Origin of the sequence: Streptomyces sp. CB02959 (assembly GCF_002803155.1) — a bacterium.
In the GTDB taxonomy this organism is placed as follows: domain Bacteria; phylum Actinomycetota; class Actinomycetes; order Streptomycetales; family Streptomycetaceae; genus Streptomyces.
In genome coordinates this window covers 434467-459396 of sequence record NZ_NNBP01000002.1, presented here as the reverse complement: position 1 = coordinate 459396, position 24930 = coordinate 434467, and the positions used below count along the sequence as shown (strand labels likewise).

At 71.3% G+C, this 24930-nt stretch carries 18 protein-coding genes; 13 read left to right on the top strand and 5 right to left on the bottom strand.

Annotation, left to right across the window (positions count from 1 at the left end; translation table 11 throughout):
• Positions 1-62 precede the first annotated feature (62 nt).
• Entirely contained in the window at positions 63-728 is a 666-nt protein-coding gene (locus tag CG747_RS05280) for a TetR/AcrR family transcriptional regulator (RefSeq protein ID WP_180985391.1), read from the top strand.
• On the opposite strand, the gene CG747_RS05275 is transcribed toward CG747_RS05280, so the two are convergent.
• The 4 genes from CG747_RS05275 to CG747_RS05260 all read right to left on the bottom strand — a co-directional run bounded on the left by CG747_RS05275 (position 712) and on the right by CG747_RS05260 (position 6917).
• Positions 712-2001 carry an MFS transporter gene (locus CG747_RS05275; protein ID WP_100600419.1) on the bottom strand — a complete coding sequence of 430 codons (1290 nt, stop codon included), beginning with the start codon at positions 1999-2001 and terminating at the stop codon, positions 712-714. The two genes, CG747_RS05280 and CG747_RS05275, sit on opposite strands and share 17 nt — an antisense overlap.
• On the bottom strand, positions 1998-4058 hold the full coding sequence (locus tag CG747_RS05270; protein ID WP_100600418.1) for an alpha-galactosidase: 2061 nt from the start codon (positions 4056-4058) through the stop codon (positions 1998-2000). Before CG747_RS05270 ends, CG747_RS05275 begins: the two co-directional genes overlap by 4 nt.
• 104 nt (positions 4059-4162) lie before the next feature.
• On the bottom strand, positions 4163-6229 hold the full coding sequence (locus tag CG747_RS05265) for a discoidin domain-containing protein (RefSeq protein WP_100600417.1): 2067 nt from the start codon (positions 6227-6229) through the stop codon (positions 4163-4165).
• Positions 6230-6329: 100 nt separating this feature from the next.
• The gene (locus tag CG747_RS05260) at positions 6330-6917 is read right to left on the bottom strand and encodes an MFS transporter (protein ID WP_257980226.1); all 588 of its coding nucleotides are present in this window, start codon (positions 6915-6917) and stop codon (positions 6330-6332) included.
• Positions 6918-7334: 417 nt separating this feature from the next.
• Here CG747_RS05260 and CG747_RS05255 point away from each other — a divergent pair, with 417 nt between their 5' ends.
• The 5 genes from CG747_RS05255 (at position 7335) to CG747_RS05235 (ending at position 16434) form a co-directional block, all read left to right on the top strand.
• Positions 7335-8957, top strand: coding sequence for a TIGR02677 family protein (locus CG747_RS05255; RefSeq protein WP_100600416.1), 1623 nt, complete (start codon positions 7335-7337; stop codon positions 8955-8957).
• A complete protein-coding gene (locus CG747_RS05250) occupies positions 8954-10279 on the top strand; it encodes a TIGR02678 family protein (RefSeq protein WP_100600415.1) in 1326 nt (441 codons plus the stop codon). Before CG747_RS05255 ends, CG747_RS05250 begins: the two co-directional genes overlap by 4 nt.
• The gene (locus CG747_RS05245; RefSeq protein ID WP_100600414.1) at positions 10276-14514 is read left to right on the top strand and encodes a TIGR02680 family protein; all 4239 of its coding nucleotides are present in this window, start codon (positions 10276-10278) and stop codon (positions 14512-14514) included. The genes CG747_RS05250 and CG747_RS05245 overlap by 4 nt, the downstream gene beginning before the upstream one ends.
• A complete protein-coding gene (locus CG747_RS05240) occupies positions 14511-15782 on the top strand; it encodes a TIGR02679 family protein (protein WP_100600413.1) in 1272 nt (423 codons plus the stop codon). Before CG747_RS05245 ends, CG747_RS05240 begins: the two co-directional genes overlap by 4 nt.
• A 307-nt stretch (positions 15783-16089) precedes the next feature.
• Positions 16090-16434, top strand: coding sequence for a hypothetical protein (locus CG747_RS05235; protein WP_100600412.1), 345 nt, complete (start codon positions 16090-16092; stop codon positions 16432-16434).
• 195 nt (positions 16435-16629) lie between these two features.
• On the opposite strand, the gene CG747_RS05230 is transcribed toward CG747_RS05235, so the two are convergent.
• Positions 16630-18288, bottom strand: coding sequence for an IclR family transcriptional regulator C-terminal domain-containing protein (locus CG747_RS05230; RefSeq protein ID WP_100600411.1), 1659 nt, complete (start codon positions 18286-18288; stop codon positions 16630-16632).
• A 117-nt stretch (positions 18289-18405) separates the two neighbouring features.
• On the opposite strand from CG747_RS05230, the gene CG747_RS05225 reads away from it, so the two are divergent.
• Genes CG747_RS05225 through pcaD form a run of 7 tightly spaced genes read left to right on the top strand, consistent with a single transcriptional unit; the run spans position 18406 to position 24925 of the window.
• Positions 18406-19164, top strand: a complete 759-nt coding sequence (locus CG747_RS05225; protein WP_100600410.1) for a CoA transferase subunit A — start codon at positions 18406-18408, stop codon at positions 19162-19164.
• A complete protein-coding gene (locus CG747_RS05220; RefSeq protein ID WP_100600409.1) occupies positions 19161-19802 on the top strand; it encodes a CoA transferase subunit B in 642 nt (213 codons plus the stop codon). The genes CG747_RS05225 and CG747_RS05220 overlap by 4 nt, the downstream gene beginning before the upstream one ends.
• On the top strand, positions 19799-21004 hold the full coding sequence (locus CG747_RS05215; protein ID WP_100600408.1) for an acetyl-CoA C-acyltransferase: 1206 nt from the start codon (positions 19799-19801) through the stop codon (positions 21002-21004). Before CG747_RS05220 ends, CG747_RS05215 begins: the two co-directional genes overlap by 4 nt.
• A 28-nt stretch (positions 21005-21032) precedes the next feature.
• The gene (pcaH, locus tag CG747_RS05210; protein ID WP_100600407.1) at positions 21033-21785 is read left to right on the top strand and encodes a protocatechuate 3,4-dioxygenase subunit beta; all 753 of its coding nucleotides are present in this window, start codon (positions 21033-21035) and stop codon (positions 21783-21785) included.
• Positions 21785-22348 (top strand): protocatechuate 3,4-dioxygenase subunit alpha, encoded by a 564-nt coding sequence (gene pcaG, locus CG747_RS49135; RefSeq protein ID WP_257980240.1) that lies wholly within the window; start codon positions 21785-21787, stop codon positions 22346-22348. Before pcaH ends, pcaG begins: the two co-directional genes overlap by 1 nt.
• Entirely contained in the window at positions 22335-23747 is a 1413-nt protein-coding gene (gene pcaB / locus CG747_RS05205) for a 3-carboxy-cis,cis-muconate cycloisomerase (RefSeq protein ID WP_374701738.1), read from the top strand. The genes pcaG and pcaB overlap by 14 nt, the downstream gene beginning before the upstream one ends.
• Positions 23744-24925, top strand: coding sequence for a 3-oxoadipate enol-lactonase (gene pcaD / locus CG747_RS05200; RefSeq protein ID WP_100600405.1), 1182 nt, complete (start codon positions 23744-23746; stop codon positions 24923-24925). Before pcaB ends, pcaD begins: the two co-directional genes overlap by 4 nt.
• The last annotated feature ends 5 nt before the right edge of the window (positions 24926-24930 follow it).

Sequence of the window (24930 nt, the reverse complement as noted above, 5' to 3'; positions counted from 1 at the left end):
GTACAACCCCCTAAAACATGAGTAGGGCTCACGTTAATCGCTCCGATGGGATGATGGAAGGCGTGAACCAAGACCGCACTGCAGGGACGCCGCGCCGGCTGCCGGTCCAGAAGCGCAGCGTCGTACGCTTCGAACGGCTGCTGGATGCCTGCGCCGAACTCCTGGACGAGGTCGGCTATGCCGCGCTGACCACCAAGGAGGTGGCACGCCGAGCCGAGGTGCCCATCGGCACCCTTTACCAGTTCTTCTCCGACCGGGAGGGACTGATCGGCGCGCTCGCCGCCCGCAACCTGGAGTCCTTTCTGGAGCGGGTCGCGGACCGGCTGGAGCGCGAGGCGCCCGACGGCATCTCGGGCGTCGTGGAGGTGACCGTCGACGAGTTCGTCGCCATGCGCCGGACGATCACCGGATTCGGCGTGGTCGACTTCGGTGCGGTGGGACAGGACCACATCCTGCAGCCGCCACTGGACAACAACACCGCGGTCGCCGGACGGCTGCGCGCGCTGACCGCCTCCCTGACCGGTGTCCCGGACAACGCCGAACTCGACATCGCCGTGCGGGTGGCCCTGGAGTGCGCGGACGGCGTGCTGCAACTGGCCTTCCGTACCGATCCGCAGGGCGATCCCCAGCTCATCGCCGAGTGCAAACACGTCCTCAACAGCTATCTGAGCGACCGCATCCGGCTCCTGGCGTCCAGTCAGCGGACACGACCTAGCGGACGGTCTTGACCCTCCAGACCAGTACCGCACCGAGCGCGGACAGGGCCGCGGAGCAGAGGAACAGCGAGTGGTAGCCCCCTGGACCGCCGAGCACGACCGAGGCGATCGGGGGAACCAGGACATACGGCAGGGAAGTCATCAGGTTGGCCAGGGCCATGTCCTTGCCGCGATCCGCCGAGGCCGGGAGCACCTCGGTGACCAGGGCGGTGTCGACGGCCAGGTACACACCGTAGCCCAGGCCCAGGATGACGGCCGCGACCAACGTCATGGTCCAGGTGGGCCACAGCGCGAGCGGGACCGCGGCGACGGCCATCGTGACGCCGCCGAGGAAGACCAGCATGCGCCGCTTGCCCAGCCGGTCGGAGAGCCAGCCACTGAGGACGACGGTCGAGATCGTGGCCAGGCAGTTGACGCCGATCACGATGAGCAGGCCGTCCTCGGTCGACCGGCCGGGGAACAACTGCTCGTAGTGCAGGACGTCGTCCAGGAAGTACGGCAGGTAGAGCGTGCCCGTCCCGTAGCCGAGGCCCATGATGAACCGGGAGCTCATCGCCCAGAGGAAGTCGGGGTGCGCGCGTGGGCTGATCCGGTAGCCGTCCAGGAAGGCACCCGGCGAGAACGGCTCGCGGTGCCGGCGGGACAGCGGCGGATCCTTCAAGACGGTCGCGAACAGCAGGATCAGCAGCGGAAATGCGGCCAGCAGCAGGTACTGCGCGGGGAAGCCCGTGACCAGCCCGAGCAGCAGCCCGCCCGCGATCAAGCCGCCGGCCTGCGGGACCATGGCCCAGCCCAGCACCGCACCGCGCTGCGCGACCGGGACCTGGTCGGGCACCACCGGGGAGAGTCCGGCGCCGATGATCATGAACGAGGCGGACAGTACGAGGGAACCGAGCGCGACCCCGGCGACCGTCGTCTGGATGCCGACGAAGACCAGCGTCGCCATGCAGACCAGTGCGCCCACGACCAGCCACGGCCGGCGGCGGCCGAACCGGCTGGTGGTGCGGTCGCTGAGCGCGCCGGCCAGCGGTGCGATGACGATTCCCGAGATCGCGCCCATCATGCTGACCCAGGCGTAACTGCCGACCTTTCCCACCGGGTCGATCCGGGCGATCTGCTCGGGCATCAGGAACGTGGTCGGCACCTGCATCGGGAGGAACACCCCGACGTTGGCCAGGACGTACAGGGCGACCCAGCCCGGGCCGACCTTGCGGACAGGCTCGGCGAGGGCCTTGGGCAGCTCGGGCGGCTCAGGGCGCTCGCGGCGCTCGGGGGCGAGGCTCATCGGGGCACCCTCCTGAGGTGGACCAGCTCGCTCGTCCAGTCGAAGGACAGCAGCGGCGGAAGCCCGTGGCTGAGCAGGACGGCGCCCTCGTGGACGGCACCGGTGCCCTCGTCCCGGTAGCGGGCATCGGGGTCGAGGCCCTTCAGCCGGACGCGGGCGGCCGAGCGGGTCAGTGCGGACGGCTGGAACTGGAAGACGACGACCTCGTCCTCGGTGAGGTACTGCACGGCGTCGCGCGCCAGGCGGTACTGGACACCGCCGTGCACCACGGGCCTGATCCGCTTGTACTGCTCGACCAGCATCCGGGCCCAGGCCAGATCCTCCTCGCTCCAGTTCCGCAGGTTGCCGCCGATGCCCATCGCCCCCGCCATCGACACATGGAAGCGGTAACGGATCGAGGTCGGGCGGGCGGTGAGGCTGTGCGGGCTGTCGGTGACCCAGGCGCCCATGGTCCGGGCGGGCAGCAGCTGGCCGTGGCCGTGCTGGATCGCGACCCGGTCGGCGGCGTCGGTGTTGTCCGACGTCCAGATCTGGTCGGCGCGGGCCAGCACGCCCAGATCGGCCCGGCCGCCACCGCCCGCGCACGACTCCAGGTACAGGCCGGGACGGGCGGCGCGCAGCCGGTCCATCACCTCGTAGACCCCGCGCGTGTGCTCGATCCAGACCCGGTCGGAGTCGGCGGCCCCAGGCCGCCCTGCCTCGCTGAAGGGCCGGTTCATGTCCCATTTGAGGAAGACCACGTCCAGCTCGGTGACGGTCCTGACCAGCCATTCGACCGCCCATTCGCGGACGTCGCGGCGGGCGAAGTCCAGCACGTGCTGGTTGCGACGCTGCGTGCGGGTACGGCCGTCCTGGCAGAGGATCCAGTCAGGGTGCGCACGGAAGAGGTCGCTGTCCGGGTTGACCGCCTCGGGCTCGACCCACAGGCCGAAGCCCATGCCCAGCGCACGGACGTGGTCGGCGAGCGGGCCCAGACCGTTCGGGAAGCGGTCGGGGTTGGGCCACCAGTCGCCCAGCCCGGCCCGGTCGCTGGTGCGGGTGCCGAACCAGGCGTCGTCCACGACGAAGACCTCGACGCCGAGCCCCGCGGCCAGGTCGGCCAGTTCCGTCTGCTGCCTCTCGCTGATGTCGAACTCGGTCGCCTCCCACGAGTTGAAGATCAACGGGCGTTCGGCCGGACGGGCGGGCAGCACCTCTCGTTCGACGTAGGCGTGCCAGCGTCGGCTGGTGCCGCCGAAGCCGTCGGGGGCGTACAGCCCGGTGAAGACGGGGGTCTCCAGACACTCGCCGGCGCCCAAATTCCAGACCAGCCCCTCGTGACCGAACCCGCCGGTCCACGAGGCGCGGCCGTAGGGGTCGCGGCGCAGGGTGATCCGGCGGCTGCCGCTCCAGGCCAGGGCCGCGCTCCAGACCTCGCCGTGCTCCTCGGCGGCGTCCTGCGCGTCGAGCATCAGCCAGGGTCCGGCGTGCGCTCCCGTGATGCCGAGGCGGCTGGTGAACACGGTCTCCCCGACGGGCACCCGGTCGCGCTGGAGCTGGAACTCCCGGCCCCACTCCCCCACCACATGGCTGACCCGGTAGTCGTCGCGGGCCGGCAGCGTCCAGGCGGCGGAGTCGAAGCGCAGGACCTCCACCGGCTCGTCCGCGGTGAGGACGGCCCAGCGCTCGATCTGGTCATGGCCTTCCCGGATCCGGTAGTTCAGGTCGAGAGCGAGGGAGCGGACACGGTCGGTGAAGGAGAGCGTGAGCCGGCCCTCGTCGACCGTGTGCGAGACGAACCGCCACTCGAAGCCGCGGACACCGTCGTCGAACCGGACGGTCAGCGACGGCGCCCCGAAGCGCAGGCCGCCCTCGACCACGTACTCCTCGCCCCCGGGGTCGTCGCCGCCGGGGTCCTCTTCGGGCAGGTCGGCCGCGATGACGACGGCCTGCTCCAGGGTGAGCGGCCGGCCCCAGTGCACGTGCCGGGGGACGTCGTCGGCGTCCAGCCGGAAGGCGTAGGAGGTGCCGGGAGTGCTCAGAAGCCAGAGGCGGGCCTCGGAGTGGTGAGTGATCACTCGAATCCTCGAATGTGAGTTGGGCGCACGTCTTACTCATCCCTGTCGTACTCGTCCACCGGGGCCGCCCGGATCGGGTGAGCCGATCCGGCCGGCCCCGTGCGTCAGTCGGCGTAGACGCCGACCTCACGGAGTGAGTAGCCCCACTGGGTGCCGCGCTCCAGCCCCTTGACGCGTACGTAGCGCGCCTGAGTTCCGGCGAAACGTGCCGTGTCCAGGCCGCCGTCACCGGAGTCTGTGGACCACACCGTCCTCCAGTTCGTGCCGTCTTCCGACAGCTCTACGCGGTACGACTTCGCGTACGCCTGCTCCCAGTCGAGGGTGACGCGCCCGACCGGCTTCGCGGATCCGAGGTCGATCTGCAGCCACTGGTCGTCCTTCCACTCGCTGGCCCAGCGGGTGCCCGTGTCGCCGTCCACCGCGTTGCCGGGCTTGAAGCTGACGAACGGGTTCCACCACTCCGACGAGGACGCCGTGGCGGCCGCGCCCGCGGCAAGGTTCGTCCCGCCCTTGTACTTCTCGGTGCTCGCCCAGGTGTGCAGATAGGACTCGGCCCCCGCGAAGAGGTCGTCGACGACGCCCTGGCCGCCGACGTTCCGGATGTCCTCGATCCAGTCCGGGACCATGCCGTAGTGGGCGCCACCGTCGGTGTTGAAGTCCCAAGTGCGTTGGCCGGTGGTCTGCTTGTCGATCAACGAGCCGCCGTCCACACTGCGGAAGGGGTACTTCACCGGGTTCGGGGCGTCCGCGCCCCGCGGGGCCGGCCAGCCTCCGACACCGTTCATGTCGGTGCCGTAGCCGTAGCCGACCTTGTACTGCCTGCGCAGCGCTTCCGTGCGCTTGGCCTCCGCGCTGAACGCCTCCGAGCCGCTCATGTACTGGGCAGCGAACCCTCCGAGCTTGTAGAGGCGTTCGGTCCAGCCCAGGTCCATCCAGCTGTGCGAGGAGATGACGCCCGGGTACGACTCGGATTCCAGGAGGTCGAAGGCCTGATCCGCGGCCTTGACGCTCATGTGGTCGACCTCAAGCATCATGTTGCGCTTCATCATGCCGCGCACCGCGTACGCGCCAAGGTCGGTCAACCCGCGGGTGTTGCACTGTGCGCCCGAGGCGTACGAGGGGACGGCGACGCCCTTGGGGAGCCGCTTCTCGGCCTCCGGCGCCGCCGCGTTGCCGATGGGGTTGTCGTGCTGCGGGCCGCGGCAGGTCTCCGTCTTCCAGAACGTGCCGGTCGACAGGAACTGGCCCACGTTGATGGCCGTACCGAGCGCGCCGGAGTCGTAGCGCACCCCGCACAGGGCGTTGTCGAACTTGTGGCACAGGAACATGCTGCTGACGCCCAGTTGCTTCAGCTCGTCCAGGCCCCGGTCGATGTCCGCCTTGCTGCACTGCGCGACGTCCAGGATCTGCTTGCAGCCGAACGGCTCCGAGGTCTCGACGCCCATGACGACGGCCAGCTTGCCCTGCTCGATGACCTTCCGGGCCTGCGTGCTGTCCGTGACGATCCGGAACCAGCCCTTGCCCGGACCGCCGTACATCTTGTCGATGAAGGCCTGCATGTCGTACGTCTTCTTCGCCTCGAGACGGATGGCGGTCATCTCGTCGCAGCCGCGGTCCTTGAAGAAGTAGACCGAGCAGATCACGCCGTTGGTGACCAGGTCGTTGACCAGCACCCGCTGGCCGCCGCGCCATGCCCGCTCGATCCAGGCGTAGTAGTTCTGCTGGTGGGTCAGCGAGTCGTGCGCGGGCCAGTCCTTGAACGTCGGCCACCCGACAGGGTCGTGCTTGCCGTCGCCCCCCTTGGTGATCATGTCGAAGAGGGCGAGCGAGCCGTCGGGGTAGTGCTCGGGGCAGTCCTTGAGCGCGTCGGCAACGCCCTGTTCCGAGAACGGCTTTCCGCAGATCAGCCGGCCGCCGAAGCCCTCGTTGGACATGATGTGGTCGTGGGCGTCGACGAAGCCCCTGACGCGGCCCTCGGCGTCGGTGCCCTTGAAGGGCTCGCCCGTGACGTTGATCTGCGAGTCGGGTGCGGGCCTCGCGGAGGGATCCCACCAGTTGGACTCCGCCGCGGAGCTGGGCCCCGGACCGAGCACCAGGGCCGTCACGGCAAGAAGCAGCGACACCACCGCGAACGATCTGAGTCTGCGGCGCAAAGGTTGAACGATGACCATCGCGTAGGTCCTTAAATGTGAGCAGGACTCATGTTCCGCTCTACGTTAGGGACGCGAGCCCGCAACGCCAACCCCCCTGACGGCCTTCACGTTCGGCAATTCATGCGGCCTTGGTGGGGGTGGGTCGATCCCTGCCGGTTGCGCGTCCGGCAGGAAGGGGCACGGGTGCGGTGACGGCTCCTTGTCCGTCGTGGCACGGCCGCAGGAGGAGGGCGAAGGCCGCTCCCGCGCCGGCGGGGGCCGCGAGGACGGACCAGGCGAGCGTGAAGCCGGCGTTCGTGCCGAGCCATCCCGCGATGGGATAGGCGATCAGCCGGGCTGGATACGACAGAGAGAGCCGGGCCGCGAACACCTCGGGGATCGCGACGCGTCCGACGGAGGCGCGCAGGGCCCTGCCGGTCGGGGTGATGATCAGTGCCATGCCGATGCCGATGCCGATCACGGTCCAGGTGACCGCCGTACCGGTCCATGCGGTGAGGCCGGTCGCGATGAGAGTGACCGCGGCGGTCGTGCCGCCGACCAGGACGCCTGCGCCGGTCATCATGACGGCGCAGGCGGCGATCCGGTCGAGGACGCGGGGCAGGACGAGGGCGGCCAGGAGGGTTCCGGTGCCGGAGGCGGCGAGCATCCAGACGACTTCCGACTGCGAGCCACCGAGCTCGTCACGGACGTCGTTGCAGAACGGCACCTGGGTCTGGCGCTGCTACGCCACCGCCTGCAAGACCACGCCGAATGGCGGGACGAACGCCTGGACCCAGAACATCCGCCTGCGACGAAGCCGGTGAGAGGGCCTTTCGTGACTCTTGAGTGGTTCCGAGGTCGCCCCGGAGGGCGGTTCGTGGGTTGATGTCCGTTTCGAGGTGAGGGTGGGGCAGGGCTCCTGGTGGCGGGGCTTGGTCGGCTGCTGCCGACGAGTGAAGTCGCCTTGCCGGTGTCGGGTTCGGTGAGGATGCCGAGTTTGATCAGGCGTTTCAGCTTGGCGCGGGTGCTTTCGCTGTCCGGGACAGCGGTTCGTTGACGAGACCGAGCCGTTGTCTGGCACGTATCCGTGGCATTTTCGGCCACACAACGGCGGCGGCCCCATGGGCCGCGTAACCTCGCGCGCATGGGGGGATCCACATCCGACGCAGCGCAGGACACCGACGAGGAGGCACGCCGGCGGCTGAACGCGTACACCTACCTCAGTGCGCCTGAGCGGCTGGAGCACATCGCGATCATGCGGGTCTTCTGTGGAACGCTGCTGGCGGATCTTGCCGTCCCGGACATCATGGCGAAGCTGCGCCAGGCCGATGGTTCTGCTGCAGGGCTCGACGCCGACACTCTCACGGTCCGGCTGGAACAGCTGGTGCAGTGGGGAAACCTGCTGCGCAGCAGTCACACGGTGAAGGCGTCCAGCATCAGCGAGTACCAGCGTTCCCGCTCTCGCTACCAGCTGTCGAAACTGGGCGAACGCATCCAGCGGGACGCTGATGGTGTCCTGGCCGAGGCCGACGCGGCCCGTGAGGTGAGCAACGAACTGCTGGCACTGGTCGAGCGCGGACTGCGGGAGCTGGCCGGCCTCGTGACCGTACCGGGCGGCATCGAGCCCCAGGACGGTCTGGAGCGGATCAGTACGTTGTTCGTGCAGTTCACCGAATTCGCAGACTCCATACGCGACTTCTACGCCTACCTCGGCCAAGTGCTGTCCCGCTACGACCTGGACGGCGCCGAGTACCAGGGCTTCAAGGAACTGCTCCTGGACTACGTCGAGGCGATCACAGAGGACGTAGCGTTCCGCGCGCCCCGCATCTCGGCGACGCTGGACACCCTGTGGCCGCACATCCCGGCCCTGCTGGACCGCCTGGACGCCCACGCCCAGGGGCTCACCGGGCTCTCAGCGCAGGGCGAAGACCGCCTGGAGGTCCGAGTCCAGCGCAGCCGGGGCCGCGAGCTCGCGGACTGGGAGGGTCTGCGCGGCTGGTTCAGCGACGCCGACGGTCAGGGCAGCCAGGTCGACCAACTACGGGACGCCACGCTGCGCGCGTTGCAGTCGTTACTCGCCAACGCCAAGCGGATGCTGCGGTCGGCCGCCGGGGAGATGTCCCGGCGCAAGGATCTGCTGCGGCTGGCCCGCTGGTTCGACGAAGCGGCGCCGCAGGACGCACACGACATCGCCGTCGCCGCGTTCGGACTGTACGGCGCCCGTCATCTGGGCATACCTCCTGCCACCGACGAGGTGGTGCCCGCCTACACGAGCTGGTGGACCGGGCCGGTGGTCGAGGTTCCCGTGGCCCTGCGTGAAAGGGGCAGCCGCGCCCAGCGGGGCCGGACGTCCGCGGTGGAGGACCACTCTGCGCAGAAGCGGCGGCTTCGGGAGGCCGCCCGTCAGCGGGCGGCAGCCAGGGCAGCGGCTGCGGACGAACTGCGCAGCGCCTCCGGCCGGTTCGCTGAGGTGCACCTCACGTCGGCGGCGCTCGGGCTGCTCCTGGAGCTGCTGGCCACGGCACTCGGAAACGCCCAACTCAGGAGTCGCGCCGATGCGGGCGGGGTGGGGACGGCGAGCTTCGACCTGGGCTCGGCGCACAGCGAGGACGCCGAACTGGGCATCCGGCTAACCGTGCGCCGAACCGAGGGCACACAGACGGTGCTGCACTCGGCCGACGGCGACCTGCTGCTGGACGGCCTGGAGCTGGACATCGCTGGTATCTCCGTCGCGGGTGGAGGCGAAGCGAAGGTGAGCGTGTCATGACCCTTCCCTCGACTCACGACGTGGCTCTGGCCGCCGAGCGCCGCAGCGCCGCCCGACTGCTCCTTGCCCACCCCCTGGTGGCGTCGGACGGCCCCCATGCCGACCTCTTCCCTCTGATCCGCAGGCACGCCGACTGGCTGGGCAAACGGTTTCAGCAGGTTCTCGGCTACCGCCTGCTGGTCGACAGCTCATACGCCCGGCTGTTCAAAGCGGGGCTGGGGGCGGGCTCGGGACACCGGTTGGAGCGCTCCACCGGCACCCCCTTCACCCCACACACGTACGCCTGCCTCGCGCTGGCCCTGTCCGTGCTCGTGACCGCTCCCGAGCAGATGCTGCTATCGCAGCTGGTCGCCGACATCAGGGCCGCCGCGGCCGACGCAGGGATCGAGCTGGAGGAGACGGGTCGGGTAGCTGGGAAGCGGACCCTGGTCGCGGCTCTGCGGCAGTTGGTCGATTGGGGCGTGCTCATCGAGACCGAGGGCCAGGTGGCCGCGATCGCGCAGGAAGCGGGCGGGGAAGCGTTGATCACGGTGGATCGCGAACTGGCACGCGTGGTCGTCGCCGGCCCACTCGCACAAGCCCGGGACGGCGCCGAGCTGGTTCAGCGAGCAGCGGACCCGGGGTTCGGCGGACCTCGCACCTATGTGCGCCGGATGCTCGTCGAGACACCCGTCGTCCACCTCGACGAGCTCACCGACGCCGAGCGCGACTGGCTGCGCACCCGGCAGCGCCGGGAAGCCCAGGCTTTCTCCGAACTCCTGGGTCTGGAAATGGAGATCCGTGCCGAGGGCGTGGCGCTGGTGGACCCTGAGGAGGAGCTGACAGATCTGCACCTGCCGGGCACCGGGACTGTCGCACAAGCGGCGCTGCTACTGGCGGTACGGCTCGTGGAACGGCTTCGACCGCAGGAGCCGGGGCATCCGGCGACGGGCGGGACGCTCGTGATCGGGGTGGCTGTCCCGGACGGCTTGGTGGATGAGGTGCTGGCCGGGCTGATCGCCGAGTACGGGCAGCGCAGCAACTGGCAACGTGGCTACCTGGAGGACCTATCTTCCCTGCGAGAGGCAGTGCTGGACCTGCTGGTCCGCATGCGGCTGATGGCCCGTGCCGGCCGGCTGCGCGCTGAGGGAGAAGGACTGCCGCAGGGATACGTCGAAGAAGCGCCGGAAGGCCGCACGGTGACCGATGCCCATGGCGCACGGCCTGCCGGGGGCGGCTGGGTGCTGCTGGCTGCAGCGGCCCGCTACGCCACCCACGTCACCGTGCGCCCGGCCACCGCATCTGACAAAGGCACGGGCGTTCAAGAGGAGTTACCGCTATGACCACCGATGCGCGTGGCCTCGTTCCGCTGCCGCGTTCCGGCTCCGCGACGACCATCGGCACCCGCTTCCGGCTGCACCGGGCGGGCATCCAGAACGTCTGGCAGTACGACGAGCAGGAGTTCTCCTTCGGCGACGGACGGCTGCTGCTGCGTGGCAAGAACGGCGCGGGCAAGTCCAAGGCCCTGGAGATGCTGCTTCCCTATCTTCTGGACGGCGACTCCCGGGCACTGGACGCGACAGGCACCGGCCGCACCACGCTTGCCTGGCTGATGCTGGACGGATTCGAGCAGACCAACCGTCTCGGGTATCTGTGGGTGGAGTTCCGGGGCACGGCAGACGACGGCGGCCACCGCCACCTGACGCTCGGTGCCGCCATCCGTGCCTCGAAGTCGATGCAGAGGGCGCTGCCGACGTTCTTCGTCACCCCACTGCGGATCGGTGAGGACCTGCATCTGGTCGAGGCAGGTAAGCCGCTGTCGGTCGACCGGCTGAAAGAGATCGTCGGCTCCGACAACGCGACCGACCGTGCGGTAGTGCACCGCTCCCGTGTGGCCCGCGAGCTTTTCGGCATCGCCGACCCGACGCGCTACCGCAACCTCACCCAGCTCCTCCACCGGCTAAGGCGTCCGACGGTCGGGGACCGCATCGAACACGGGGGCCTGGCCTCCCTGCTCAGCGAAACCTTGCCAGGGCTCGACGAGGACGTGGTCGAGAAGGTGGCGCGCAACCTCCACGACCTCGACGCCGTACGAGACGAACTCGGCCGCCTGGAGCGCACCGACGCGGCGCTGCGCACCTTCCTCACCAGTTACCGCGGCTACTTGTCCGGCGTCCTGCGTACCTCCGCGCAGAGAGTCGGGCACGAGCTGGGTGTCCTCGCACAGCGGCGCCGGGCGGCCGGAGACGCCGCACAGCGGACGAGCGACCTGAGGACGCAGGAGGGCGAGTCGGATGGCCGTCTGGAGACCCTGCGTGAAGAGGAACAGGCTGCCCGGACCGACCTGGCCGCCCTGCATGCCAGTCATGCCTACCGCAGTCTGCGCGAACTATCGGAGCGTCGTGGCACGGTGGAGGCTCTGCATACCGCCGCTGTGGCTGCGTTCACCACCCTGCGAAACGCACATGATGCAGAGGAGAGCTCAGCAGAACGGCTGGCCGAAGGGATCGAACACATCGGAAGCCGGCTGGCCGAGTTGGGATCAGAACACCGGGAGCTTGTGACACAGGCGGAGAAGACCGGGCTTCCCACCGGCCATCTCGGCGCGGCGGTGGCCCTGCCGCGCACGGTTCTCGCCCAGGCCACGGAGACTGAGTTGACGACTCCGGACGGGGAGGCACGCACCGTAAGGCACAGATCGGTGGCCCGCGTGGACCCGGTCACGACGCAGGAAGGGCTGCGGACCTGGCAGAACCAGTTGGCGGACGGTGAGGCGGTCGCGAGAAACCGGGCCCGGATGGCCCAGGAGGTGACCCGCCTCTTTTCAGGGGCAGACGAGGCCCGGGCCGGGGCGGCTCAGGCCGATGCCGAGCGGGAACGGCTGGAGGGCGAAGCGGAAGAGGCCGCCGGTCATCTCGACGGCAGCCATCAGAGGGTCGCTGAGGAGAGCGGCGCCTACGCCCGCCAAGTCGCCGAGTGGGCGACGCACTCGCGGACTGCGCTGGGTCCCAACTGCCCGCCACTGGATGCCGTCCACACCTCGGTCAGCTGCGAGAGCTCTGCCGACGCACCGTTCGCGGACCGCACGCTACCGCCCGACATCGACAGCCAGGCGTGGCGAACCGCTCAAGCCGCTTTGGAGCCGTACGGCGAAGAACTCACCGGACGCCGGGACGCCCTGGCGCTCGATGTCAGCCAGCTCAGCAAGGATCTGGACCACCTGACGGAGCAGAAACGGGACTGGGAGCAGACGACCGATCCTGAGCCGCCGGCCCCGCACCATCGCGTCGCCGAAAGGACGCCGGGCAAAGGAGCGCCGTTCTACCGGCTCGTGGACTTCGCGGATGCCCTTGTTCCGGCCGACCGGGCCGGTCTGGAAGGAGCCTTGGAGGCCAGTGGAATCCTGGACGCGTGGGTAGGCGCGGACGGTGTCCTTCTCGATCCCCGCACCCGGGACACCGTCCTGCGGCCCGGTCCCGTGCTGTCGGACGGGCCGACTCTCGCCTCGGTCCTGCGTCCGGCCCCTGAACCGGGGTGCGGTGTGACCGCCGACCAGGTGGGGCGCCTGCTGGCCAGCATTGCACTCGCACCAGCACAGGAGACTTCCGCCCACAACACGGTTTGTCACGACGGAAGTTGGCGTCTGGGCGTGCTCGGCGGCCGTCATGACAAGGGCGACGCCGAGTACGTGGGAGCCGCAGTACGCGCAGAGACGCGGCGGCGCAGCCTCGCCGAGCTGGAGGAACGGATCGCGCAGACAGAACAGCGGCTGGCCGGCATCCGCGAGGAGCTCGTCGTAGCGGATGCCATGCGCCGGGCGCTCACGCTCGCGGAACGGAACTTCCCCCGGGCACGGAGTCTCGCGGACGCCTGGAGCAGGACCCATTCAGCGGAGAGGACGCTGCGTGACCTGACCGTCAAGGCGACCCGGGCGGCACGGCTGGCAGAGGAGGCCCGCGCTCTCGCCGTATCAGCGCGTGCCGAGGCGCATGCCACCGCGACGGCCCACAACCTGCCCGGCGACCCCGCCGCCCTGGACCGCGTACGCACCGGGCTGGCTGCCCTGCTTACCGGTATCGGTCATCTGCGCAGGGCCGTCAGCAGCACGGGCGAGCGGCTCGGCGCCAACCAGACCGATGCCGATCGGTACGGACGCGCGCGAGAAGATCGCCTGGCCGCGGACGAGAGCTACCGGCTCCGTCTCGCCGGACTGCGCACCGCGGAGCAGGACCTGCACACCCGCGAGCAGGCCATCGGTTCGTCCGAGGAAGAGATCCTCACCCGCGAGCAGGAGGCCAAGCAGCGCATCACGAACGCCGTCCGTGCCCTCCCCGGCGCACAACGAGCCCGCGACGAACTCCACGACCTGCGCGTGCGCGCGGAAGAGGACGAGAAGCGCCTGCGCGGAAACCTGGCGGACCAGGAGACGACGGTCATCGACACCGGCAGCGCACTTCGTGGTGCTCTCAGCCGACCCGAGGTGGTCCGCGGCGCCAGCCTTGACCGGCCCTCACTGCCCGAATACGTGTCGGACGATCCCGGCACGGACGTCCGCACCCGTCTGCGAGCACTGCGGGCACTCGCCGACGCAGTAGAACAGGCCCTCGGCCGCCCGAAGGGCGAAGTGTCGGACAGCACCCTGCTCAACCGCCACACCGAGCTGCGCGACCAACTGGCCGGCGGATTCGACGCACAGCTTGAAGAACGCGACGGGATCAAGGTGTGCCGCCTGGTCGACGACCACGGGTCCCATGACGTCGCGGCCGTGGGCGAGCGGATCGCGGTCCAGGCCGCGGAGGCCCGGGGACGGCTCACCGAGCGCGAACGTGAGGTGTTTCAGCGGTTCCTGACCGGAGAACTGGGCGATCACCTCTCGGCTCAGGTCATCACCGCGGCGAATCTGGTCGCGGCGCTCAACAACACCCTGCGGACCGTACGCACATCCCACGGCCTCGGTGTCGAGCTGCTATGGAAGCTGGACGAAGACGTGGACGCGGACGTACGCGCGGCCGTCGAGTTGCTGCGCAGTCCATCAAGCCTCAGGACACGCGAGCAGACTGAGCAGCTGCGCGAGGTACTGCAACGCCGGATCGAGGACGCTCGTCGTGCCGACCCGTCAGCCGGTTACACCGCCCATCTGCGGACCGCGTTGGATTACCGCGACTGGTTCCGTTTTCACACCTTCGTGGTCGAGGACGCGGCCCCGGGCCGTCGTCGAAAACTGACCGGCCGGACCGGGCTCAGCCAGGGCGAGCAGCGGGTGCTCTCCTACCTCGTGCTCTTCGCCGCGGCTGCCGCCCACTTCAGCAGTCTCGCCGAGTCAGCACCGCACGCGCCGCGGTTGATCCTCTTGGACGACGCCTTCGCGAAGGTCGACGAACCCACCCATGGACGACTTGGCCGAATCCTCGTCGACCTCGATCTCGACTTCGTCCTCACCAGCGAGCGGCTCATGGGCAACTGGCCCGAAGTTCCGTCCCTGCACATCTACGAGTGCCTCCGTGACCCCCATGTGCGCGGGGTGGCCACTCTGCACTACACCTGGAACGGTCGGCACCGGCGCCTGGTGTCCGTATGAGCGGGCTGCCCGACGCAACGCGTGACTGGCTGACGGGACCTGGACTCAACCGACTCTGGGAGGGGGTACGCAAGCGCCTGGAGAGCAACGGCGTACAGGCCACGGGTTCGCTCCGGCTGACCGCGATGAACGCACAGGAACGCAACGACCTGTCCCTTCTGCTGGGGAAACCCCTCACAGGGCCGACCGTGACCGTGCGGCTCGACATGCTCGACGCACGGCTGAGGGCCTCGGCCGCCGGACTCGGCCTCAGACAAACCCTGGAGGAACTCGGCCCGCCACTCACCGACCGACGTGCCGCCCGCGCGGACGTGGCGGCACGGCGGGAGCAGGTGTGGTCGTCCCTCGCCATGTCGCTGGACGCCTCACCGCTCGCCGACCAGGAATGGCCCCGGCGGTGGTACGACCTGTTGCGTCGCGCCGGTGTTCCGAGAGGAGTGTCGCCCGAAGCGGCCATGGGGACACTCCAGCAGGCGGTCCACGTCCTCACCACTCTCCTAGGGCCCCCGCGCGACGGCGTACTCGGTCGAGGAGAACTCGCCGCCATGGCGACCGGCTCCGCTCACGGCTTGGACGACGGCACCTGGCTCGCACGCCTCGTCCAACGCGGCGTCGCCCTTGCCCATGGCACCGGGTTCCCCGACGACGCGGCCGGTCGACGCGCCCTGTGGCGGCAGGTATCCGTCACGCCGGACGAGGTCTCCAGCACGGTGCTGACCTACGGGCTGCGACCCGACGGCGAGGGCTGGCGGGAGCGTGCCCTACGGGAGCGAGCCGAGCATCACGCCGAAGCCCACCTCACGCCGCGTGACCTGCACGCTCTGCGGCTGCAACTCCCCACCGGAACGCTCGTCCGCATCTGTGAGAATCCACGCGTGGTGGAAGCCGCAGCGGACGCGGCCTGCGCGCAGCCCCTGGTGTGCACGTCCGGCAGCGCCGCCACGGTGGTCTTCACTCTTCTTGACGCCCTCGCCGCCACGGGCTGCCGCTTCGCCTACCACGGCGACTTCGACTGGCCAGGGGTGGCTCTGGCCAACCGGGTCATCCGCCGCTACGAAGCTGTGTCGTGGCGTATGGGGGCCGCGGATTACGAACACCTGGCCGCGCGCAGTCAGTCTGAGGGCATCCCTCAACTGGCGCTCGACGGCTCGCCTGTCAGCGCAGCTTGGGACCCGGATCTCGCCCCTGCCATGACCGCCCTCGGCATCGCGCTCCACGAGGAGGCCACCCTCGATCTCTTGGTGGCCGACCTGTCACGCCAGGCGTAGAGACGTCGGCGTCGTGCCGAACTTGGGCAGCCAACCTGCTCCGCAAGCCCCTCCGAAACCGTATGTTCGTAACCGCTTGCCCTGTCAGTCCCCTTCGGCATGATTGGTGCCAACACCTGGTACATCACCGCGCCCGGGTGGGGCCGACCAGAGGCCAGGGGTGCGGTGTCGGAGATTGGAGTCCCATGGCCGCGGCGGAATCACGTACGTCTCTCCCGGTCGATTTCCTGCGCACGATCATCGCGCAGGCGTCCGACGACTCCCCGCCCACGCGCATGGCCATCGAGGCGATACGGACGGCATCTCCGTGTTCGGCCTGTCCTTCCTCCTCCTCGCGCTCCCCGGTGCGTCCATCGCCCTGACCTTCCTCGCCGTCGGCGTCTTCGCTGTCGCCGAGATGGTCTTCTCCCCCATGGTCAGCACCGCCTACGCACAACTCGGCGACGGCCGGCCCATGGTCGAGGTCTTCAACTTCCGCCAGGTCAGCGCCACCCTCGGCGAGTCCCTCGGCGGCTTCACCGGAGGCGCGCTGTTCACCACTCTGTTGCAGCACCGACTGGGCTCGGCCTACTGGGCGGGCACCGCACTCGTCGGCCTCACCACCGCCGCCGCCACCGTCGCGTTCCACCGACGCCGGGCTGCCCGGCGATGACCCTGGTCCGGTCGTCGAGCGCCTGAGACAGTCACCGCGAACGCCCGGCCGTGGGTGGGTCTTGCGCCACCGTTCGCCTCGCCCCCAGCGTATTCGCTGGTCAAGAGCGTTTAGGTGATGTACCGCCGGCAGACGAAGAACCCGCCGAGGCCCGCCTCACGGCGATGCGCTGAACACGGCCGCGCCCCGCCTCCCTCAGGCCGGTGGCGCACCGGTCCAGCGGCGGGCCAGGGACAGGTCGGCGGCGATCGCGGCGGCGGTCTCGCGCAGCGCCGGGAGCAAGCCGGCGCGGGTCTCGGCCGGGGTCCCCCGGCCCGCGTGGAGGGCGATGTTGACGGCGGCCAGGACTTCGCCGTGTCCACCGTGGAGGGGGACCGCGATGGAGCGCAGGCCCTCCTCCAGTTCCTGGTCCACCATGGCATGGCCTTCGCGTGCGGCGGACCTGATGGTGGCGGCGAGCGCGACAGGGTCGGTCACCGTGACGTCGGTGAGCTGATCGCGCCTCATATCCCTGAGGAGTTCGAGCAATTCGGCCTCCGGAACCGCCCCGAGCAGGACGCGCCCCATGGAGGTCGCGAACGCCGGGAGACGAGTCCCGACCGTGATGTCCAGGCGCATGATGCGGCTGGTGGGGACGCGGGCGATGTAGCGGATGTCCGGGCCGTCGAGGACCGCCATGGAGGCGGATTCGTGGACCGTGCGCACCAGGTCGATCAGGTGCGGCTCGGCGATCTCGGGCAGGGAGAGGCCGGCCAGTCGCGTGTAGCCGAGTTCCAGGACGCGGGGCAGAAGACGGAACCCCTCACCTTCGGTGCCGACGTAGCCCAGGCACTGGAGGGTGATCAGGGCCCGGCGGGCGGTGGCCCGGGGCAGACCGGTGGCGCGGGCGACGGCGGCGAGGGTGTGGTGTCCGGGCGCGGCGCCGAGGGCAAGCAGCACGTCGAGCCCGCGGGCGAGTGACTGGAGGAAGCCGGAGCCGAGTTCGTCCTTGAACGCCCGGCTCGACGACACCCCGGAAGGCGTTGTCGTCACCGCTGTCGGGTCGGCGAGCCGGCGCTCCATCTCCCGGGCGGTGTGGCGGAGTTGCGGCAGGGCGTGGTCGGCGAGCGAGTGGGCGTCGTGTCGGCTGGTGTGGCTGACGACGCTGACCGCGCAGACGGCGGAGCCCGAGGGGTCTCGGACCGGAACGGCGACGGCGACGAGTCCGGTTTCGATCAGCTGGTCGTCGACCGACCAGCCCTGCACCCGGGCCAGCCGGGCCCGCTCCAGGAACTCGTCCGGTTCGACCATGCGCGAGGGCGCGACGGCGAAGCCGGCCTCGGTCGGATCGCCGTGGTGGCGCAGCCATGACGTCCGCTGCCCGGAGTCCCATTCGGCCGCGAACAGCGCGCCCGGGGCGCACCGTTCGGCGGGCAGCAGATCGCCGATGCGGAAGGAGACGGCCATGGTGCGGCGCCGGGTGGCCTGGACGACGAAGCGGGCGCCGGCGCCGTCGGGGACGGCGATCGAGACGGATTCGTCGAGGCGGTCGGCGAGTTCGACGGCGGGCGGTCCGAGGAGTTCCGGCAGGCGGCTTCCGGCCAGGTAGGCGTTGCCGAACTCGGCTGCCCGGGGCGCGAGGACGAGGTCCCGCCCGTCGGAGCGCAGGTAGCCGAGCCGGACCAGTGTGGTGGTGATCCGGTCGACGGTGGAGCGGGCGAAGCCGGTGGTGCGGGCGAGGTCGCTCGGCCGCTGACGCGGAGCGGGGTCGAGGGCCATGGTGCGCAGCAGGGCGAGGCCGCGTTCCAGCGGGCCGACGGACTCCGCCGGCGGGGCGGCCTGCGGGGCAGCGGAGTCGGGGACGGTTGCGGGCATCTGCGGATTCTCCTCGAACTCGCGCCTCGAACTCCATTGACAGGCATCGGGCGTCGGCACACACTCTGCGCACCCGTGATTCCGAACGATAGTTCACCAGGCGAACAGGGGCAAGGAATGGACAAAATGGTGGCCTCCCCCGAGGCGGCCGTCACCGGCATCGAGGACGGCGCCTCGCTCGCCGTCGGGGGCTTCGGCCTCAGCGGCGTCCCGGACGTGCTGGTCCAGGCGCTTTACGCCCGCGGCTCCGATGGCCTGAGCGTGGTGTCCAACAACTGCGGCGTGGACGGGGGCGGCCTGGGCGTGCTGCTCGCCGCCGGCCGGATCAGCCGGGTCACCGGCTCGTACGTCGGCGGCAACAAGGAGTTCGCCCGCCGCTACCTCAGCGGCGAGCTGGAGCTGGAACTCACCCCGCAGGGCACCCTCGCCGAACGGCTGCGCGCGGGCGGCTGCGGCATCCCCGCGTTCTTCACCCCGGCCGGCGTCGGCACCCTGGTCGCCGAGGGCGGCCTGCCCTGGCGCTATGAGCCGGACGGCTCCGTCGCCGTCGCCTCCCCACCCAAGGAGGTGCGCGAGTACGACGGCCGCTCCTACGTGCTGGAGCGCGCCATCACCACCGACTTCGCGCTGGTCCGCGCGGCCCGGGGCGACCGGCACGGCAACCTCGTCTTCGCCAAGGCAGCCCGCAACTTCAACCCGCTCGCCGCGATGGCCGGACAGGTGACCGTCGCCGAGGTCGAGGAACTGGTCGAGCCGGGCGAGCTGCACCCCGACGAGATCCACCTGCCCGGCGTCTTCGTCCAGCGCGTCCTCGCGCTGACGCCGGAGCAGGCCGGTGCCAAGGCCATCGAGCGAAGGACGGTGCGCAGCGCATGACATGGAACCGCAAGGAGATGGCGTCCCGAGCCGCCCGGGAACTGGCCGACGGCTGGTACGTCAACCTCGGGATCGGCCTGCCCACCCTGGTGCCGGGCTTCCTGCCGCCCTCCGTGGACGTCGTCCTGCACTCGGAGAACGGGCTGCTCGGCGTCGGCCCGTACCCGACCGAGCAGGAGGTCGACCCGGACCTGATCAACGCCGGCAAGGAGACCGTGACCGTCCTGCCCGGCGCCGCCTTCTTCGACTCCGCGCTCTCCTTCGGCATGATCCGCGGCGGCCACATCGACGCGGCGATCCTCGGTGCCATGCAGGTGTCGGCCGGCGGCGACCTCGCGAACTGGATGATCCCCGGAAAGATGGTCAAGGGCATGGGCGGGGCGATGGATCTGGTCCACGGCGCCCGGCGGGTGATCGTGCTGATGGAGCACACCGCCAAGGACGGCTCGCCGAAGATCGTCCCCGAGTGCACCCTGCCGCTGACCGGCCGCGCCTGCGTGGACCGGATCATCACCGACCTCGGCGTGCTGGACGTGACCCCCGGGGGCCTCGTCCTGGTGGAGACCGCGCCGGGCGTGAGCGCCGACGAACTGCTCGCCCGAACTGCCGCCCCGGTGCAGGCGGGTGAGCCACGATGACCAAGGACGTCTACCTCGTCGACGCCGTCCGCACCCCGATCGGCCGCTACGGCGGTGGGCTGTCCGCCGTCCGCCCGGACGATCTGGCCGCCGGGGTGATCCGGGAACTCCTCTCCCGCAGCCCGGCGTTGGACCCGGCCGCGATCGACGACGTGTACCTCGGCAACGCCAACGGCGCCGGCGAGGAGAACCGCAACGTCGGCCGGATGGCCGCCCTGCTCGCCGGGCTGCCGGTGACCGTGCCGGGCGTCACCGTCAACCGGCTGTGCGCCTCCGGCCTGGAGGCGGTGGTCCAGGCGGCCCGGGCGATCGCGCTCGGCGACGCCTCGACGGTGGTCGCCGGCGGCGTGGAGTCGATGAGCCGCGCGCCCTACGTGCTGCCCAAGAGCGACCGCCTCTTCCCGGCCGGGCACGCCGAGCTGTACTCGACCACGCTCGGCTGGCGGATGGTCAACCCCAAGATGGCGCCGGAGTGGACGGTCCCGCTCGGCGAGTCCGCCGAGCTGATCGCGGAACGGCACGGCATCACCCGCGAGCAGCAGGACGCGTTCGCCCTCACCAGCCACCAAAAGGCCGCCGCCGCCTGGGAACAGGGCCTCTTCGACGCCGAGGCCGTGCCCGTCTCCGTTCCCCGGCACAAGGGCGAACCACTCGTGGTCGACCGGGACGAGTGCGTCCGCCCCGACGCCTCCCTCGCGGCCATGGCCAGGCTCACGCCCTCCTTCCGCACCGAACGCGGCACCGTCACCGCGGGCAACGCCTCGCCGCTCAACGACGGCGCCGCCGCCGTGCTGCTCACCGACGAGGACGGCCTGCGCCGCCTCGGCCGGGAGCCGCTCGCCCGGGTCCGGGCCACCGCCGTCACCGGGATCGAGCCGCAGTACTTCGGGCTGGGGCCCGTCGAGGCCGTCCGGCGGGCCCTCGCCCGGGCCGGCCGCGGCTTCGCCGACCTCACCACCCTGGAGCTCAACGAGGCCTTCGCCGCCCAGGTGCTCGGCTGCCTCGCCGAGTGGCCCGAGCTCGACCCGGCCGTGCTCAACCCACGCGGCGGCGCGATCGCCCTCGGCCATCCGCTCGGCGCCTCCGGGGCCCGGCTGGCCGGGACGGTCGCCCACCAGCTGAGGGCCGCCGGCGGCGGTACGGGCGTCGCGGCGCTGTGCATCGGCGTCGGCCAGGGGCTCGCCCTCGTCCTCGACCGATGACCCGCCCAGCCGACGAGAGGAATCCGGCATGACCCCCACCCAGCACGAGATCTCCGAGCAGATCGCCGCCCAGGCCGAGGCGTACGCCGCCGGGGACGCCACCCGCCACCACCCCGACCGCGCCTACCCGCCCTACCGCAGCACCGCGCTGCGCCACCCCCGGCAGCCGCTCGTCCCGGTTCGGGATCCCGAGGCGGCCGAACTGTCCGGCCCCACCTTCGGCCGCACCGACGTCACCGACCTCGACCACGACCTCACCCGCCAGCACACCGGCGAGCCGCTCGGCGAGCGGATCACCGTGACCGGCCGGGTCCTCGACCGGACCGGACGGCCCGTCACCGGCCAGCTGGTGGAGATCTGGCAGGCCAACGCCGCCGGCCGCTACGCCCACCAGCGCGACCAGCACCCGGCGCCGCTGGACCCCAACTTCACCGGCACCGGCCGCTGCCTCACCGACGACCAGGGTCGCTACCGCTTCACCACCGTCAAGCCCGGCGCCTACCCGTGGGGCAACCACACCAACGCCTGGCGCCCCGCGCACATCCACTTCTCACTGTTCGGCACCGCGTTCACCCAGCGGCTGGTCACCCAGCTCTACTTCCCCGGCGACCCACTGCTGCCGTACGACCCGATCCTGCAGTCCGTCACCGACGCCGATGCCCGCACCCGCCTGGTCGCCGCGTACGACCACGAGCTGTCCGTACCCGAGTGGTCGCTCGGCTACCGCTGGGACATCGTCCTCGACGGACCGCGCGCCACCCTGTTCGAGGAAGGCCGATGATGCCCGTGCTTCCCCCGACCCCGTCCCAGACCGTCGGCCCGTTCTACGGCTCTGCGCTGCCCTTCCCCGGCGGCCCCGAACCCGCGCCCGCCGGGCACCCTGAGGCCCTGACCGTCCACGGCACCGTGTACGACGGCGCGGGCGAGCCGGTCTCCGACGCGCTGCTGGAGCTCTGGCAGCCCGCCCCGGACGGCAGCCGCACCGGCGCGCCCGGCTCGCTGCGCCGCGACCCCACCACCGGCGGCTTCGCCGGCCGCGACGGGGTGACCTTCACCGGCTTCGCCCGGGTCCCCACCGATGCCGACGGACGCTGGGCGATCCGCACCCTGCCGCCCGGCGGGGTGCCGTACCTGTCGCTGTGCGTGTTCGCCCGCGGCCTGCTGCACCACCTGTACACCCGGATCTACCTGCCCGGGCCTGCGACCGACGCCGACCCGCTGCTGGCCGCGCTCGGCCCACAGCGCCGCACCACCCTGCTGGCCCACGAGACGGCCCCGCGCGGCTACCGCTTCGACGTGCGACTGCAGGGCCCCGAGGAGACGGTCTTCCTTGACTTCCACTGACGGCACTTCCACCGACGGCACTTCCCCTCACGGTTCCCCTGACGACCCCGACGGCGCGGACCTCGGCCTGCTCTCCCCCGTCCGAGCCGGTACGGCGGTCGAGGCCGCCACCGGCGACCGGGCCTTCCTGCAGGCGATGCTGGACGCCGAGGCCGCTCTGACCCGGGCCCAGGCCGGGCTCGGCCAGGCCCCGGCCCAGGCCGCGCAGGCCGTGACGGCCGCCGCCCGCGCCGAGGGCTTCGACCCGAGGAGCCTCGCGCTGCGCGCCCGGGTGGGCGGCAACCCGGTGATCCCGCTGGTCGCCGACCTCACCGCGGCCGTGCCCGCCGAGGCCGCGCCGTACGTGCACCGGGGCGCCACCAGCCAGGACATCCTGGACACCGCCACGATGCTGGTCGCCGCCCGCTGCCTGCCGTTGATCACCGCTGCCCTGCACGATGCCGCCGAGGCCCTCGGCCGGCTCGCCGCCGCGCACCGGCTCACCCCGATGGCCGGACGCACGCTCACCCAGCACGCCGTCCCGACCACCTTCGGGCTCAAGGCGGCCGGCTGGCGCAGCCTCGTACTGGACGCCGCCGACCGGCTCGCCGCCGTCCGGCTGCCCGCCCAACTCGGCGGCGCGGCCGGCACCCTGGCGGCCTTCGACGCCCCGGACGGGCCGGCGCTCATGGCCCGGTACGCTCACGAACTCGGCCTGGCCGAGCCGGAGTTGCCCTGGCACACGCTGCGTACCCCGATCGCCGACCTGGCTGCCGCGCTGGCCTTCACCGCAGGCGCGCTCGGCAAGCTCGCCGCCGACGTGCTGGTGCTCAGCCGCACCGAGATCGGCGAGCTCACCGAGGGCCGGGGCGGCGGCTCCTCCGCGATGCCGCACAAGGCCAACCCGGTGGCGGCCACGCTGATCGCCGCGGCCGCCCGGCAGGCCCCGGCGTCGGCCGCCGTGCTGCTCGGCGCGCTGGCCGCCGAGGACGAGCGCCCGGCCGGCGCCTGGCACGCGGAGTGGCAGCCGCTGCGCGAGCTGCTCCGGCTGGCCGGCGCCGCGTCCGCCCGGGCCGCCGAACTCTCCGCCGACCTCCGGGTGTTCGCCGTCCGGATGCACGACAACCTGCGCCTCACCCGCGGCCTGGTGGCGAGCGAGCACCTGGTCGGCGAACTCACCGCACTGCTCGGCCGCGGCCCGGCCCGGGAGCTGCTGAAACGCGCCGTCCTGCGGGCCGCCGAGGAGGAGTCGAACCTCGCCGAGGTGCTCGCGCAGGAGCCCGCCCTGCACGGCCTGATCACCGCTGGACGGCTGCACGAACTCACCGACCCCACCCGGTACCTCGGCGCCGCCGGAGCGCTCGTCGACCGGGCCCTGCAGCGCCGACCCGTTCCCCCCGCCCAGGAGAACCCCTCGTGACCGTACGTCTGCACCACCGGATCGACGGGCCGCCGGACGCGCCGGTGCTGTTCCTCGGCCCCTCCCTGGGCACCTCCCTCGCCGTCTGGGACGCCCAACTGCCCGCGCTGGCCCGCCGGCACCGGGTGGTCCGCTTCGACCTGCCCGGCCACGGCGGCAGCACCGCCGAGCTCCTGCCCGATCACGGCAGCACCCTCGTCGCGGACCTCGCCGACCTCGTCCTCGGCCTCGCCGATCACCTCGGCGTACGGCGCTTCGGCTACGCGGGGATCTCGCTCGGCGGGGCGATCGGCGCCCACCTCGCGGTGCACCACCCCGAACGGATCACCGCACTCGCCCTGGTCTGCTCCTCGGCCCGCTTCGGTCCACCCGCCGGCTGGCTCGAACGGGCAGAACTGGTTCGCGCCAAGGGAACCGGGGCGCTGGCCGCGACCGCCCCCGGCCGGTGGTTCACCCCCGCCTTCGCCGACTCCCCGGCCGCCGCCGCGCTGGTCGAGGACCTCCGCGGCACGGCCCGCAGCGGATACGCCGCCTGCTGCGACGCGCTCGCCGCCTACGATCTGCGCACCGAACTCGCCCGGATCACCGCGCCCACCCTGGTGATCGCCGGCCGCCGCGACCCGGCCACGCCACCGGCACACGCCCGGGAACTCGCCGACGGCATCCCCGACGCCGGCCTGCTGGAGCTCGCCGACGCCGCCCATCTCGCCCCCGTCGAACAGCCGCAGGCCGTTCTCACCGCCCTGATGGGCCACTTCGGCACCCCCGCCGACGACCAGTCCCGCCACCGCGCGGGCACGGCGGTGCGCCGCCAGGTGCTGGGCGACGCCCACGTGGACCGCGCTGCCGCCCGGACCACCGGCTTCACCGCCGTGTTCCAGGACTTCATCACCCGCTACGCCTGGGGCGAGATCTGGACCCGTCCCGGCCTCGACCGGCGCACCCGCAGCTGCGTCACGCTCACCGCCCTCGCCGCCCGCGGCCACCAGGACGAGCTGGCGATGCACGTCCGCGCCGCCGTCCGCAACGGGCTCACGGCGGACGAGATCGCCGAGGTGCTGCTGCAGACCGCCGTGTACTGCGGGGTGCCGAGCGCCAACGCGGCCTTCGCCACCGCCCAGGCCGTCCTCGCGGACCTCGCCGGTCCCGCTGATCCGGCCGACTCCCCCACCCACTGACCTCA

What these genes read in the sequence shown, in the direction of transcription:
- CG747_RS05220 (WP_100600409.1), top strand. Translation starts at nt 19,161, where the DNA reads ATGACATGGAACCGCAAGGAGATGGCGTCCCGAGCCGCCCGGGAACTG.
- pcaG (WP_257980240.1), top strand. Translation starts at nt 21,785, where the DNA reads ATGCCCGTGCTTCCCCCGACCCCGTCCCAGACCGTCGGCCCGTTCTAC.
- CG747_RS05230 (WP_100600411.1), bottom strand. Translation starts at nt 18,288, where the DNA reads ATGCCCGCAACCGTCCCCGACTCCGCTGCCCCGCAGGCCGCCCCGCCG.
- CG747_RS05240 (WP_100600413.1), top strand. Translation starts at nt 14,511, where the DNA reads ATGAGCGGGCTGCCCGACGCAACGCGTGACTGGCTGACGGGACCTGGA.
- CG747_RS05225 (WP_100600410.1), top strand. Translation starts at nt 18,406, where the DNA reads ATGGACAAAATGGTGGCCTCCCCCGAGGCGGCCGTCACCGGCATCGAG.
- CG747_RS05265 (WP_100600417.1), bottom strand. Translation starts at nt 6,229, where the DNA reads ATGGTCATCGTTCAACCTTTGCGCCGCAGACTCAGATCGTTCGCGGTG.
- CG747_RS05245 (WP_100600414.1), top strand. Translation starts at nt 10,276, where the DNA reads ATGACCACCGATGCGCGTGGCCTCGTTCCGCTGCCGCGTTCCGGCTCC.
- CG747_RS05255 (WP_100600416.1), top strand. Translation starts at nt 7,335, where the DNA reads ATGGGGGGATCCACATCCGACGCAGCGCAGGACACCGACGAGGAGGCA.
- CG747_RS05250 (WP_100600415.1), top strand. Translation starts at nt 8,954, where the DNA reads ATGACCCTTCCCTCGACTCACGACGTGGCTCTGGCCGCCGAGCGCCGC.
- CG747_RS05215 (WP_100600408.1), top strand. Translation starts at nt 19,799, where the DNA reads ATGACCAAGGACGTCTACCTCGTCGACGCCGTCCGCACCCCGATCGGC.
- pcaH (WP_100600407.1), top strand. Translation starts at nt 21,033, where the DNA reads ATGACCCCCACCCAGCACGAGATCTCCGAGCAGATCGCCGCCCAGGCC.
- CG747_RS05275 (WP_100600419.1), bottom strand. Translation starts at nt 2,001, where the DNA reads ATGAGCCTCGCCCCCGAGCGCCGCGAGCGCCCTGAGCCGCCCGAGCTG.